At 69.4% G+C, this 13,112-nt stretch carries 13 protein-coding genes; 7 read left to right on the plus strand and 6 right to left on the minus strand.

What is annotated here, in order from left to right; translation table 11 throughout:
* Nucleotides 1-68 precede the first annotated feature (68 nt).
* The 5 genes from ctaE (at nucleotide 69) to ABD286_RS03340 (ending at nucleotide 5,014) form a co-directional block, all read left to right on the plus strand.
* Nucleotides 69-740 (plus strand): aa3-type cytochrome oxidase subunit III, encoded by a 672-nt coding sequence (gene ctaE, locus ABD286_RS03320; RefSeq protein WP_425565354.1) that lies wholly within the window; start codon nucleotides 69-71, stop codon nucleotides 738-740.
* Between the two features lie 73 nt (nucleotides 741-813).
* Nucleotides 814-1,599: a cytochrome bc1 complex diheme cytochrome c subunit gene (qcrC, locus tag ABD286_RS03325; RefSeq protein ID WP_344190232.1), complete on the plus strand. Its 786-nt coding sequence runs from the start codon at nucleotides 814-816 to the stop codon at nucleotides 1,597-1,599.
* A gap of 85 nt (nucleotides 1,600-1,684) precedes the next feature.
* Nucleotides 1,685-2,773 (plus strand): cytochrome bc1 complex Rieske iron-sulfur subunit, encoded by a 1,089-nt coding sequence (gene qcrA / locus ABD286_RS03330; RefSeq protein WP_344190234.1) that lies wholly within the window; start codon nucleotides 1,685-1,687, stop codon nucleotides 2,771-2,773.
* On the plus strand, nucleotides 2,770-4,524 hold the full coding sequence (gene qcrB, locus ABD286_RS03335) for a cytochrome bc1 complex cytochrome b subunit (RefSeq protein WP_344190236.1): 1,755 nt from the start codon (nucleotides 2,770-2,772) through the stop codon (nucleotides 4,522-4,524). Before qcrA ends, qcrB begins: the two co-directional genes overlap by 4 nt.
* Before the next feature lie 148 nt (nucleotides 4,525-4,672).
* Nucleotides 4,673-5,014: a metallopeptidase family protein gene (locus ABD286_RS03340; RefSeq protein WP_344193242.1), complete on the plus strand. Its 342-nt coding sequence runs from the start codon at nucleotides 4,673-4,675 to the stop codon at nucleotides 5,012-5,014.
* 111 nt (nucleotides 5,015-5,125) lie between these two features.
* On the opposite strand, the gene ABD286_RS03345 is transcribed toward ABD286_RS03340, so the two are convergent.
* From ABD286_RS03345 to ctaC, 4 genes are all read right to left on the minus strand, one after another.
* Nucleotides 5,126-6,373, minus strand: coding sequence for a L,D-transpeptidase (locus tag ABD286_RS03345; protein WP_344190238.1), 1,248 nt, complete (start codon nucleotides 6,371-6,373; stop codon nucleotides 5,126-5,128).
* 359 nt (nucleotides 6,374-6,732) lie between these two features.
* Complete coding sequence (locus tag ABD286_RS03350; RefSeq protein ID WP_344190240.1) at nucleotides 6,733-7,134, minus strand: cytochrome c oxidase subunit 4; 402 nt, start codon at nucleotides 7,132-7,134, stop codon at nucleotides 6,733-6,735.
* 2 nt (nucleotides 7,135-7,136) lie between these two features.
* On the minus strand, nucleotides 7,137-8,936 hold the full coding sequence (ctaD, locus tag ABD286_RS03355) for an aa3-type cytochrome oxidase subunit I (protein WP_344190242.1): 1,800 nt from the start codon (nucleotides 8,934-8,936) through the stop codon (nucleotides 7,137-7,139).
* On the minus strand, nucleotides 8,936-9,832 hold the full coding sequence (ctaC, locus tag ABD286_RS03360) for an aa3-type cytochrome oxidase subunit II (protein WP_425565308.1): 897 nt from the start codon (nucleotides 9,830-9,832) through the stop codon (nucleotides 8,936-8,938). Before ctaC ends, ctaD begins: the two co-directional genes overlap by 1 nt.
* 96 nt (nucleotides 9,833-9,928) lie before the next feature.
* On the opposite strand from ctaC, the gene ABD286_RS03365 reads away from it, so the two are divergent.
* Complete coding sequence (locus tag ABD286_RS03365; RefSeq protein ID WP_344190245.1) at nucleotides 9,929-11,119, plus strand: aminotransferase class V-fold PLP-dependent enzyme; 1,191 nt, start codon at nucleotides 9,929-9,931, stop codon at nucleotides 11,117-11,119.
* On the plus strand, nucleotides 11,116-11,415 hold the full coding sequence (locus ABD286_RS03370; RefSeq protein ID WP_344190247.1) for a sulfurtransferase TusA family protein: 300 nt from the start codon (nucleotides 11,116-11,118) through the stop codon (nucleotides 11,413-11,415). The genes ABD286_RS03365 and ABD286_RS03370 overlap by 4 nt, the downstream gene beginning before the upstream one ends.
* 6 nt (nucleotides 11,416-11,421) lie before the next feature.
* Here ABD286_RS03370 and aat read toward each other — a convergent pair whose 3' ends face one another.
* Nucleotides 11,422-12,102: a leucyl/phenylalanyl-tRNA--protein transferase gene (gene aat, locus ABD286_RS03375; protein WP_344190249.1), complete on the minus strand. Its 681-nt coding sequence runs from the start codon at nucleotides 12,100-12,102 to the stop codon at nucleotides 11,422-11,424.
* 2 nt (nucleotides 12,103-12,104) lie between these two features.
* Nucleotides 12,105-13,091 carry a carbohydrate kinase family protein gene (locus ABD286_RS03380; protein WP_344190251.1) on the minus strand — a complete coding sequence of 329 codons (987 nt, stop codon included), beginning with the start codon at nucleotides 13,089-13,091 and terminating at the stop codon, nucleotides 12,105-12,107.
* Between the last annotated feature and the right edge of the window lie 21 nt (nucleotides 13,092-13,112).

Here is a 13,112-nt window from a genome sequence, read left to right on the forward strand (position 1 = left end):
GCGCTGTCAGGACTCTGTCGGGCATCCGCCGGGGGGTCGGCGGTGTGCCCGTCCGGGAATGGGCAATAATGGCGCTCGTGGCGACAGCATCCGTGACTTCCGACGTCCCCCGACCGACCGGGAGCATTCCCGGTCACGGGCCCGTGTCCCGACCCAACATGGTGTCGGTCGGCACCATCGTCTGGCTCGCCAGCGAGCTGATGTTCTTCGCGGGCCTGTTCGCGATGTACTTCACGATCCGCTCGGTCGAGCCCGACCTGTGGGCGGAGAAGACGGCGATCCTCAACGTCCCCTTCGCCACGATCAACACGATCATCCTCGTGATCTCCTCCGTGTGGTGCCAGCTCGGCGTCCACGCCGCGGAGCACGGCAAGCCGCACCGCGGCAACGCCAGCCTCCTGTCCGTCAAGGAGTGGGGCATGCGCGAGTGGTACGTCCTCACCTATCTCTTCGGCGCGATCTTCGTGTCGGGCCAGGTGCTGGAGTACTCCGAGCTCGTCCACGAGAACATCACGCTCTCCAGCGAGGCCTACGGCTCGGTCTTCTACCTGACCACCGGCTTCCACGCGCTGCACGTGACGGGTGGGCTGCTCGCCTTCCTGCTCATCATCGGCCGCACGTTCACGACGCGGCACTACAGCCACGCCCAGGCCGCTGGCGCGGTCGTGACCTCCTACTACTGGCACTTCGTCGACGTGGTGTGGATCGCGCTGTTCGCGACGATCTACCTGCTGAAGTGACCTGCACCGCGATGACCTCGCACCAGGCCAGCCCCCTGACCGCCCTGCCCGCACCCACCGACAGGACCGCACCGTGAACGCCCTGGCCGCCCGCCGCCGACACCCTGCCGCGATCGCCCTGCTCATCCTCCTCGGCCTCGTCGTCACCGGCGTCGCCTACTCCACCTTCGCCCCGAAGCAGGCCGACGCGGCCACCGCCTCGGCGAGCCAGGTGGAGGAGGGCAAGAAGCTCTTCCTCTCCAACTGCTCCACGTGCCACGGCATGCAGGCCCAGGGCAGCAAGGCGGGCCCGAGCCTCGCCGGTGTCGGCGCGGCTTCCGTGGACTTCCAGATGGGCACCGGTCGTATGCCACTCGCCGCCCCCGGCGTGCAGGCTCCCCGGGTCGACGAGGTCCGCTTCAGCGAGGAGGAGATCGCTGCCGTGGCCGCGTACATCGCCTCCCTGGCTCCCGGCCCGGCCGTTCCGGACGCCGAGTACTCCAGTGGCGAGGGTGGCGACGTCGCCAAGGGCGCGGAGCTGTTCCGCGTCAACTGCGCCATGTGCCACAACTTCGCCGGTTCCGGTGGAGCGCTGACCCGCGGCAAGTACGCCCCGGCCCTGCGCGACATCGAAGGGAAGCACATCTACGAGGCCATGGTCACCGGACCCCAGTCCATGCCCGTCTTCAGCGACACCAACATCTCCCCGGAGTCCAAGAACGACATCGTCGCCTACCTCCACTCGGTCGACAAGCAGGAGAACGTCGGGGGCATGAACCTCGGCAACCTCGGCCCGGTGTCCGAGGGACTGTTCGTCTGGGTCTTCGGACTCGGCCTGATGGTCGCCTTCGCGGTGTGGCTGGGCAAGAAGGCCGCGTGATGCGAATGTCACACGAGGTGGCCACATCCGCGCCCGAGGCGCACCATGGAACTCACGACTGCAACGCGACAGGATCGATCTCACGATGAGCGATAACGGCACGCCCCACGGCGAGGTCGTCGGCACGGCCTCCGACGGGTACGGCGCTTCGGCGGTCCGGCTGGACCAGGGGCACATCGAAGGCACCGGGGGTCTCCCCGAGCGCTTCGAGAACCCCGGCCTCCCGCCGCACGTCGACCGCATGGCCGACCGCGACGAGAAGGCCGCCAAGCGGGCCGAGAAGCAGGTGGCCACGCTGTTCGGGCTCTCCAGCCTCGCGACGGTGGTCTTCATCATCACCTTCTTCGCCATCGACCCGGAGAGCACCGCCTTCATCCCCGGCATCGGTGAGGCGAGCCTCTACAACGTCGTCATCGGCGTCACCATGGCCGTCGCCCTCCTGGGCGTGGGGCTGGGTGCGGTGCACTGGGCCAAGACGCTCATGCCTGACGCCGAGTCGGTCGAGTACCGCCACCCGCAGCGGGCCAAGGACGAGGACCGCCAGCGCGTGGTCTCCGAGCTCACAGCCGGCGGCGACAAGGCCCAGCTCGGCCGTCGACCGTTGATCAAGTACTCCCTGCTCGGCGCGCTCGCGCTGCCGCCCATCACGCTGGTCGTCCCGCTGGTGGCCGGCCTCGGCCCGGTGCCGAAGGACGAGCTCTCCACGACCATCTGGAAGAAGGGCGACCGGCTGGTCCGCGACCCCGAGCGCACGCCGATCCGCGCCGACCAGGTCACCATCGGCTCGGTCTTCCACGTCCTGCCGGAGTCCATCGAGGAGTCCGAGCACGTGCTCGAGGACAAGGCCAAGGCCGCCGTCCTGGTCATGCGCCTCAACCCCGAGGACATCAAGCCCCAGAAGGAGCGCGACTGGGGCCACGAGGGCATCGTCGCGTACTCCAAGATCTGCACCCACGTCGGTTGCCCCGTGGGTCTCTACGAGCAGCAGACGCACCACCTGCTGTGCCCCTGCCACCAGTCGACGTTCGACGTGACGCAGGACTGCAAGGTCATCTTCGGCCCGGCCAAGCGAGCTCTGCCGCAGCTGAAGATCACCGTTGATTCCGAGGGTTACCTGGTGGCCGACTCGCCTTTCCGCGAGGCTGTCGGCCCGAGCTTCTGGGAGCGTGGATGAGCACTCACACCGCACCGAGCGCCGATCGGCTTCGTGCCGACGACCACCGGCCCGAGGCTCCTGCCTCCCCGGGTGCCAAGGCCGTCGGCGGCGTCGCCGGCTGGCTCGACGACCGCACGGGCGCCGCCAAGCCCATCGGCTACCTCATGAAGAAGGTCTTCCCCGACCACTGGTCCTTCATGCTGGGCGAAGTCGCCATGTACTCGATGATCATCTGCCTGATCACCGGGACCTTCCTGACGTTCTGGTACATCCCCAGCGCCGGGCAGATCGTCTACGACGGCTCCTACCTCCCGCTGCGTGGTGTCACGGTCTCCGAGGCGTACGCCTCGACGGTCGACATCTCCTTCGACATCCGTGGCGGGCTGCTGATCCGGCAGATCCACCACTGGGCCGCGCTGATGTTCATCGTCGCCATCTCCGTGCACATGCTGCGCGTCTTCTTCACCGGTGCGTTCCGCAAGCCGCGTGAGATCAACTGGGTCATCGGCTGCATCCTGTCGATGCTGGCCCTCGTCGAGGGCTTCGCCGGCTACTCCCTCCCGGACGACCTGCTCTCCGGCACGGGCCTGCGGGCCGCAGAGGGCTTCATGCGCTCGGTCCCCGTGGTCGGCTCGTACCTGTCGTACTTCTTGTTCGACGGAGCCTTCCCCGGCGAGGCGATCATCCCCCGCCTCTACTCGGTCCACGTGCTGCTGCTCCCGGCGATCCTCGTCGGCCTCTTCGTCGCCCACATCGGCCTGGTCTTCATCCACAAGCACACCCAGTACCCCGGACCGGGCAAGACCAACGACAACGTCGTCGGCTTCCCCGTCATGCCGGTCTATGCGGCCAAGGCCGGTGGCTTCTTCTTCATCGTCTTCGGCGCCACGGTGCTCATCTCCGCCCTGGTGACGATCAACCCCATCTGGGCGTACGGGCCGTACGACCCCTCGGCGGTGACCGCCGGCGCCCAGCCCGACTGGTACATGGGCTTCGCCGACGGCGCGCTTCGCCTGCTGCCCGGGTGGCTGGAGTTCGAGGCCTTCGGGTTCACGTTCAGCTTCAACGTCATGATCGGTGCCATCCTGCTCATCCCCGTCATGTACGGGCTGATGGCCGCCTACCCGTTCCTCGAGCGCTGGGTCACCGGTGACGAGCGCGAGCACCACCTGCTCGACCGTCCCCGGAACAACCCGACGCGCACCGGTCTCGGGGTGGGCGCGCTGACGATGTACGGCGTGCTGATGTTCGCCTCCGCCAACGACCTCATGGCGATCAAGCTGGGCCTGTCGATCAACGACCTGACCCACATCTTCCGTCTCGGGTTCTTCGTCTTCCCGGTCATCGCGTTCTGGGTCACGAAGCGGATCTGCCTGTCGCTGCAGCGCCGCGACCGCGACCTGGTGCTGCACGGTCGCGAGACCGGCCGCATCGTCCGCACCGCCGACGGCAAGTTCTTCGAGCAGCACGAGCCGCTCGACGAGTACACCCGCTGGCTGCTGGTGCAGCACGAGAAGCAGGAGCCCCTGCAGCTCACGGCTGGTGCCGACGAGCACGGTGTCGTCTCCCCCACCGCGGGCAAGGAGAAGCTGCGCGCCAAGCTGTCCTCGTTCTACTTCAAGGACCGCATCGACCCCGTCACTCCGGCCGAGCTCGCAGCGGCCCACCACGACGGGCACGCCCTGGAGTCGATCGAGGCGGCCCCGCAGGAAGAGACCTCGCGGCCGGCTCTCGAGAGCTCGCGCCGGGAGCCGGGCAAGCGCCCCTGACGCGTTCCCGGGTCACGACCCAGATCGACATCCAGGTATGCCGCCTGCTCCCCCGGAGCAGGCGGCATACCGCTGTCTGGGGGTGCCCGCTCCGGGGGTGCCTGCCGTCCGCGCCTGACCTCCATGGCAGGCTGGGATCGTGGTGGAGATGGGGACGCGCGAGTTCGAGCAGGCGGTCGGTGACGCCCTCGACGAGGTGCCGCCCGAGCTGATGGCCCTGCTCGACAACGTGGTGTTCCTCATCGAGGACGAACCACCACCTGAGGACCCGGACCTGCTCGGGGTCTACGACGGCACGCCCCTGACCGAGCGCGGTGACGCCTGGGCCGGCGCGCTCCCCGATCGCATCACGATCTTCCGGGGCCCGCTGTGCCGGATGTGCGAGGACCGCGACGAGCTGCTCGACGAGATCGCCGTGACCGTGGTCCACGAGATCGCCCACCACTTCGGCATCGACGACGAGCGGCTGCACGCCCTGGGATGGGGCTGACACAGCCCCTCAGGGCTTGTCGCTGCGCCTCACAGCCTGTCGGCTTCCCGGAGCCTCACAGCCCGTCGGCTTCCCGAAGTGGCTCGGGGACGGGTCGGGGACGGGTCGGGGTCAGACGAGGGCGCTCTGGGCCTTCCAGCCCTTGTACGAGTACTGCCACACGCCGATGCCCTCGGTCGGCAGGAACGGTCGGTTGGAGCCGGTGAACTTCACGACATCGCCGACCTTGGAGTTCTCGAACATCCACTGCGCGTTCGCCAGCGACATGTTCACGCAGCCGTGGCTGACGTTGGCGCTGCCCTGGGCGCCGACCGACCACGGCGCGGCGTGCAGGTACTCACCGGTCCAGGTGACGCGCAGGTTCCACTTGGTGTCGATCTTGTAGTAGCCCGGCTTCCCCTTGGGGATCCCGATGGTGGTCGAGTCCATGGTGACCTCGCCCTCCTTGCGGATGATGACCTTGGTGCCGGAGCGGGTCTCGGTGAGCTTGCCGGGCCGCCCGGTGCTCACGGGGATGACCTTGACGACCTCTCCCCCGCGCCGCACCGTCATGGTGTGCGCCTTGATGTCCACGGTGGAGACCATGGCCGAACCGACCGTGAAGCTCGCGCTGTCGTCGTTGCCGATCCACTTGTCCGGTCCGGTCTGCAGCCCGGTGAGCGGTGCGCTGACGCTGACCGTGGTGCCGGGCTTCCAGTAGCTCGAGGGGCGCCACATGAGCTGGCGGCTGTCGAGCCAGCCCCAGGCGCCGGGCTGCTTGGGGTTCGTGGTGACCTTGACGCGCTTCTCGACCTCGGCGCGCATCTTCGCCGTCGTGACGGCGGAGTCGAACTGGATGGCGACGGGCATGCCGACACCGACCGTGGCACCGGAGTTGAGGATGCCGTAGGTCGCAGTGACCTTGGGCTTGAGGGTGGAGAAGGTCGATGTGGTCGTCGACGGCGTGCCGTCCTCGCCCTTGGCCGCTGCCGTGACCGTGTAGCCGGTGCTCGGGGCGAGCCGTGCCGTGCTGGTCCAGGCACCGTCGGAGCCGACCTCGCCCTTGACCTCGGCGCCCTTGGCATCGGTGACGGTGACGGTGTCGAGCGAACCGGTGACGGCCTTGACGACGACGGGCTGGTCGGGCTTGACGCCCTTGGTCCCGTCCGCGGGCGTGACGTCGAGCTCGGCGGGGGTGCTGGTGGGGCTCGGGGAGCTCGACGAGGACGAGCTGCCGGAGGAGCCATCCGAGGCGCTGCCGGCCACCGGGTCGGTCGCCGGGCCGGTGGAGCTGCCCGAGCATCCTGCGAGGAGCGCGACCGCGGCCAGGGCTCCCGCCGCTGCCGTCAGGCTCCGTGACCGGTGTGTCGTACGCACCACGTGTGAACTCCCTGTGTCCCTGCGCCGCAGCAGCAGCGCATCCTGCTCGTGCCTGGTCCTCGGGGGACCGCTGCACGCTCCCCCGTGTCGACAGACGCCGCAGGACCGCTCACGGTTGTCGTCGGTCTGTCACCGTCTGTGGTCGGCCCTGATGCGGCCGCGATGTTGGAACAACCGAGCACGGCTGCGCAACGTTGATCCGCCGGGCCTGCGCGTGCGCCCAGGCCTCTCGGAGAACGGCAGCCTTCCCTGGCCCACCACGGCCACCCCATTGGCCGCGTCGCCATCGTACCTTCCCCCGGCACGACGACGGCGCCCCCTCCGCCATGCGGAAGGGACGCCGTCGTGGGTGGCAGCGGTCAGACCGCGTGCGGACCCTTGAAGTACTCGAACGTCCACCCGACCAGGGCGACCACGCCGAACGAGGCACCGATGATGAACAGCCACCAGCCGACCGCGAGGCCGAGGAAGCAGACCGCGCCCGCAGCGGCCAGCGGCAGGGGCCACCAGGAGTGCGGGCTGAAGAAGCCGTACTCACCCTCCTGCTCGGCGATCTCGCCGCTGGGGTTGTCCTCGGGACGCTCGGGCAGGCGACGAGCCGTGGCCCACAGGTAGAAGGCGATCATGATGCCCAGACCGGAGGACAGGAACAGCCCGGCGGGACCGACCGGCTCCTTCCACTCCGTGAAGATGCCGTAGGCCAGGCCCACGGGCGCGAAGAACGCCGCGAGGATGACGAAGAGCTTGTACTCGATCTTCATGGTCAGTCGCGCTCCTCGTGGAACCGGGGGTTCACGTCCGTGTCGTACGCACCGGTGGCGTGGGCGTGCTCGCCCTCGCCGACCTCGGCCGGCCCGATGATCCGCGTCAGGGTGTCGGGGTCGGCCTGCAACCCACCGGCGGGGGCCGCCTCGGGGTGGTGCAGGTCGAACGCCGGACGCTCGGAGCGGATGCGCGGGATGGTGTCGAAGTTGTGCCGCGGCGGCGGGCACGAGGTCGCCCACTCGAGCGAGGCGCCATACCCCCACGGGTCGTCGGTCTCGACGAGCGGCGCGGTGCGCCACGTCTTCCACACGTTGTAGAGGAACGGCAGGGTCGAGGCCGCGAGCAGGAAGGCACCGAACGTCGAGATCTGGTTCTCGATGGTGAAGCCGTCCTCGGGCAGGTAGTCGGCGTAGCGACGGGGCATGCCGTCGATGCCGAGCACGTGCTGGATGAGGAAGGTCGTGTGGAAACCGAAGAACAGCATCCAGAAGTGGATCTTGCCGAGGGTCTCGTCGAGCATGCGCCCGGTGAACTTCGGCCACCAGAAGTAGAAGCCGGCGAACATCGCGAACACCACGGTCCCGAAGACGACGTAGTGGAAGTGCGCCACGACGAAGTAGCTGTCCGAGAGGTGGAAGTCCAGGGCGGGGCTGGACAGGATGATGCCCGTCAGGCCACCGAACAGGAACGTCACGAGGAAGCCGATCGACCAGAGCATCGGCGTCTCGAACGACAGCTTGCCGCCCCACATGGTGCCGATCCAGTTGAAGAACTTCACCCCGGTCGGCACGGCGATGAGCATCGTCATGACCGCGAAGAACGGCAGGAGCACTTGTCCCGTGGCGTACATGTGGTGGGCCCAGACCGTGACGGACAGCGCCGCGATGCCGATCGTCGCGAAGACGAGGGTCTTGTAGCCGAAGATCGGCTTGCGCGAGAAGACCGGCAGGATCTCGGAGATGATGCCGAAGAAGGGCAGGGCGATGATGTAGACCTCTGGGTGCCCGAAGAACCAGAACAGGTGCTGCCAGAGCATCGGCCCACCGTTCCCCGGGTCGAACACGTGCGCCCCGAACTTGCGGTCGGCGCCGAGCGCGAGCAGCGCGGAGGCGAGCACCGGGAAGGCCATCAGCACCAGCAGCGAGGTGATGAGGATGGTCCAGGTGAAGATCGGCATCCGGAACATCGTCATGCCGGGCGCGCGCATGCAGATGATCGTGGTGATGAAGTTGACGGCACCGAGGATGGTTCCGAAACCACCGAGCGCCAGGCCGAAGACCCACAGGTCGCCACCGAGGCCGGGGCTGTTGGAGGCGTCGGACAGCGGGGCGTAGGCGAACCAGCCGAAGGAGGCGGCGCCGGACGGCGTGAGGAAGCCCGCCGAGGCGATGAGCCCGCCGAAGAGGTAGAGCCAGTAGGCGAACATGTTCAGGCGCGGGAAGGCGACGTCAGGCGCACCGATCTGGATCGGCATGAGCGCGTTGGCGAACCCGGCGAACAGCGGCGTCGCGAACAGCAGCAGCATGATCGTGCCGTGCATCGTGAACAGCTGGTTGAACTGGTCGGGGTTGTCGACGACCTGCAGGCCCGGCTGGAAGAGCTCGGCGCGGATGAGCAGCGCCAGCACACCACCGAACATGAAGAACGCGAACGAGGTGATGAAGTAGAGGTTGCCGATGACCTTGTGGTCGGTCGTCGTCATCCACTTCACGACGGTCTGGCCCTTGGTGAGCCGACGCGTCGCCGTGGCCTCGGTCGAGCGGAAGTACGTCCCGGTCGACTCGGTGGCGGCTGCCATCAGTTGCTCCCTGCACTAGGCACGAGGTTCTTGTCCTCGTTCATCAGCTTGTTGACGTTGAGGCTGTTGTCCAGCTGGCCCTCGTTGCCCTTCGCCTTGAGGTCGGCGATGTGGGCTTCGTACTCGGCCGGCGGAACGACCTTGACGTTGAAGAGCATCTGCGAGTGGTACGCACCGCAGAGCTCGGCGCACTTGCCCTTGAACGTGCCGACCTCGGTCGGCACGACCTGGAACTTGTTGACCCGGCCCGGGATCATGTCGAGCTTCTGCAGGAACGCCGGGACCCAGAACGAGTGGATGACGTCGCGCGAGGTGAGCACGAACTCGGTGCGCTGGCCCACGGGGAGGTACAGCGTCGGGAGGTTCTCCTCCGCCCCGGGCTCACCGGTGAGCTCGGCCTGCGTGCCGGTCTCGTAGGTCTGCTCGTTGACGTAGTTGAAGTCCCAGCTCCACTTCTTGCCGACGACGTTGACGACCACGTCGGGCTGCTTGGAGGTGTCCAGGAGCGTGGCCTCGTCACGGGCGGTGTAGTAGAAGAGCACCGCGATCATGAACACCGGGACGACGGTGTAGAGGATCTCCATCGGCACGTTGTAGCGCAGTTGCACCGGGAGCTCGGTGTCGTCCTTCTTGCGGCGGTAGGCCACGACGCACCAGAGGATCAGGCCCCACGTGATGAGACCGACCGCGAGCGCCGCGATCCAGGCACCGTTCCAGAGGGAGGTGACGACCTCACCACCTTCGGTGGCCGCACGCGGCAGGAAGCCGTCCTGGGCGCGACCGGCGCACCCGGACAGGACGAGCGTGGTGATCGCCAGGCCAAGGGCCGTGGCTGATCTCCTGCTAACAGACCGCCGCCGGCTAGGGCGCGGCGCAGAGACGTCGAGCTGACGCAACGGTGCACCTTCTTCGAAACAGTGATGGGCCATCGACCACAAACCCTACTCCAGCCCGGACCGCTCCTCCGGTCAGGGGGCGGCTAACGTCGGGGTGTGGCGAACCCCTCCCCCGACGGCCTGCGCAGGGCGGTGCTGGACGCCGCTCCAGGCCCCCTCCACCCGGTCGCCGCGCAGACGCTGGCCGCCGCGATCGAGGCGGGATGGGCGGACCCGCGCCGGCTCCACGGGGAGGGGCGGACCGCGCGGCGGCTGCTCGACGACTCCCGCGCCGTCCTCGCGGACGGACTCGGGGTCCGGCCCGAGGAGGTCACCTTCGCTCCGGACGGCCCCACCGCGGTTCGGTGGATGGCCCGAGGCCTGTCGTATGCCGCGCGGCGCCGTGGTGCGCGCGTGGTCACCTCGGCGGTCGAGCACTCCGCCGTCCTGCTCCCGGCCCGGCACGAGGCCGCCCTGTCCGGGGACCCGGCCCTCGCGGGCGTCGTCCCGGTCGACCGGCTGGGGCGGGTCGACCTCGAGCGGTGGTCCCGCGAGGTGTCCGTCGACGGGACCGTCGCGGCCCTGCTGCAGCACGCCAACGGCGAGGTCGGCACCGTGCAACCGCTGGCAGCTGCCCGGGACGCCTGCCGATCGGCGGGGGTGCCGCTCGGCGTCGACGCCCAGGCCTCGCTCGGGCGGGTCGCACCACCGCAGGAATACGACGTGCTCGCCGGTGATGCCCAGTCCTGGGGCGGACCGGGCGGCCTCGGGGTCCTCGTCGTCCCCGAACGCACTCGCTGGCTGCTTCCCGGCCCAGCGGACCCCGACGCCGCCCTGCACGGCCCGAGCCGGCACACCCCGTGGGTGCCGTTGGCGCTGGCCGCTGCCGAGGCGTGGCAGCAGACAGCGGTCACCCGCACGGCTGACGCGGCCGAGGCCCACCGGCTCGTCGACGAGCTGCGCGCGGCCGCCGCGCGGGTCGCGGACGTCGAGGTGGTCGGCGACCCCACCGAGCGGCTCCCCCACGTCGTCACCTTCTCGGCCCTGTACGCCGACGGCGAGGCCCTCGTGCGCGAGTTCGACCGTCGGGGCTTCGCCGTCTCGTCGGGGTCCGCCTGCACGTCGAGCACCCTCGAGCCGAGCCACGTGCTGGCGGCCATGGGCGCGCTGACCCACGGCAACACCAGGGTGACCCTGCCCCTGGCTGCCGTGTCACCCACCCGCGCCGACGACGTCCGAGCCTTCGCCGACCACGTCGCCCCGGCCGTCGCCTCGGTCCGCGCCGAGCTCGGGGCCGACCACCTGTGAGCAGCGGCGAGGACGTCGACCCCACCAGGGGTGGTGGGCACGCAGGCCCCGAGGTGGTCGTCGTCGACGCCCGCGGCCTGCGCTGCCCGCTGCCGGTGATCCGGCTCGCCCAGCAGGTCCGTGACCTCGCGCCCGGGACGCTGGTCGAGGTGTGGGCCACGGACCCGGCAGCAGCCGCGGACGTCCCGGCCTGGTGCCGGATGCGGGGCCAGGAGCTCGTCTCCGCCGAGGAGCGGGAGGTGGGCGAGGGAGGTGCGCACGCGGCATACCTCGTCCGGGTGGTCGCGCCGCGCTGAGGCGGGCTAGGCGCCGAAGGTCGGCGGGTCGAGCTCCATGGCGCGCTCGAGCCGGGCGAGGTAGTCCTCGCGGCTCACCGTGACCACCCCGAGGGTCTGGAGGTGGTCGGTCGACCACTGCACATCGATGAGGCGCCGGTCGTCGCCGTCGGCGAAGACGTACCCGGCCATGGCGAGCACCGCGGCCTTGGACGCGTCGGTGACCCGGTGGAACATCGACTCCCCGGCGAACAGCCCCCCGACGGCGAGGCCGTAGAGGCCGCCGACGAGCTCGCCGTCGCGCCACGTCTCGATGCTGTGGGCCCAGCCGAGGGCGTGCAGCTCGGTGTAGGCGTCGACGATCTCGTCCGTGATCCAGCGGCCGTCCCGGGACGGGTCAGCGCACGCGGCGACCACCTCGTCGAAAGCCGTGTCGACCCGCATCTCGAAGTGCCGCAACGACTTCCGCAAGGACCGGCTCGCGTGGACCCCTCCGGGGAGCAGCACACCGCGGGGGTCGGGCGACCACCAGCCCAGCGGGCGGTCGCCGTCCTCGCCGAGCCCCATCGGGAAGAGCCCGCTGCGGTAGGCCTCGAGCAGGGTGCCCGCGCGCAGGTCTCCCCCGACGGCGACGAGGTCCTCGCCGTCGTCGACCTCTGCGAGGTCGAACTCCCAGGGCGTCGGGAGCGGTTCGATGGGCTCGTTCACCGCTAGGGGGCGATGCAGGCGATGTGGGGCTCGATGGCGTCGGCGGAGTCCTGGCCGTAGGCGTCGGCGAGGCGCTGCAGGAAGCTCTGCTTCCCGAGGGTGTACTCCTGGGTCCCGACCGTCTCGATGACGTAGGTCGCCAGCATCGAGCCGAGCTCGGCGGAGTGCCTCAGGTCGAGGTCGACCGCGAGGCCCGTGAGGAAGCCCGCCCGGAAGGCGTCGCCGACACCGGTCGGGTCGGCGCGGCGCACCTCGCGGGCGACGTGCACCTCGATCGGCTCCTCGCCCCGGCGCTCGATCGTCACGCCGTCCTTGCCCTTGGTGATGACGCGCGTCGTGACGCGGTCGGCGATCTCCTCGGGGCTCCAGCCGGTCTTCTGGGAGGTGAGCGCGGCCTCGTACTCGTTGGTGAGCAGGTAGTCCGCGCCGTCGATGAGCTGGCGGATCGTGGCACCGTCGGCGAATGCGAGCTGCTGGCTGGGGTCGGCGGCGAACGGGATGCCCCGCGACCGGCACTCACGGGTGTGGCGCAGCATCGCCTCGGGGTCGTTGGCACCCACGACGACGAGGTCGAGCCCGCCCACGCGGTCGGCGATCGGACCGAGCTCGATCGCCCGGGCCTCACTCATGGCACCGGCGTAGAAGGTGGCGATCTGCGCCATGTCCTCGTCGGTCGTGCAGACGAAGCGCGCCGTGTGCTTGGAGTCGGAGACGTGCACCGAGTGGCAGTCGACGCCGTGCCGCTCCAGCCAGCTGCGGTAGTCGGCGAAGTCCTCCCCGACCGCCCCCACGAGGATCGGGCGCTGGCCCAGGCCCGCCATCCCGAACGCGATGTTGGCCGCGACACCGCCGCGCCGGACCTCGAGGTCGTCGGCGAGGAAGGACAGCGAGACCTTGTCGAGCTGCTCGACGACGAGGGAGTCGCGGAACCTGCCCTTGAAGGTCATGAGGTGGTCGGTGGCGATGGACCCGGTGATGGCTATCTGCACAGCTCGGAAACCTACCCGGTC

This window comes from Pedococcus aerophilus (assembly GCF_039532215.1).
GTDB lineage: Bacteria > Actinomycetota > Actinomycetes > Actinomycetales > Dermatophilaceae > Pedococcus > Pedococcus aerophilus.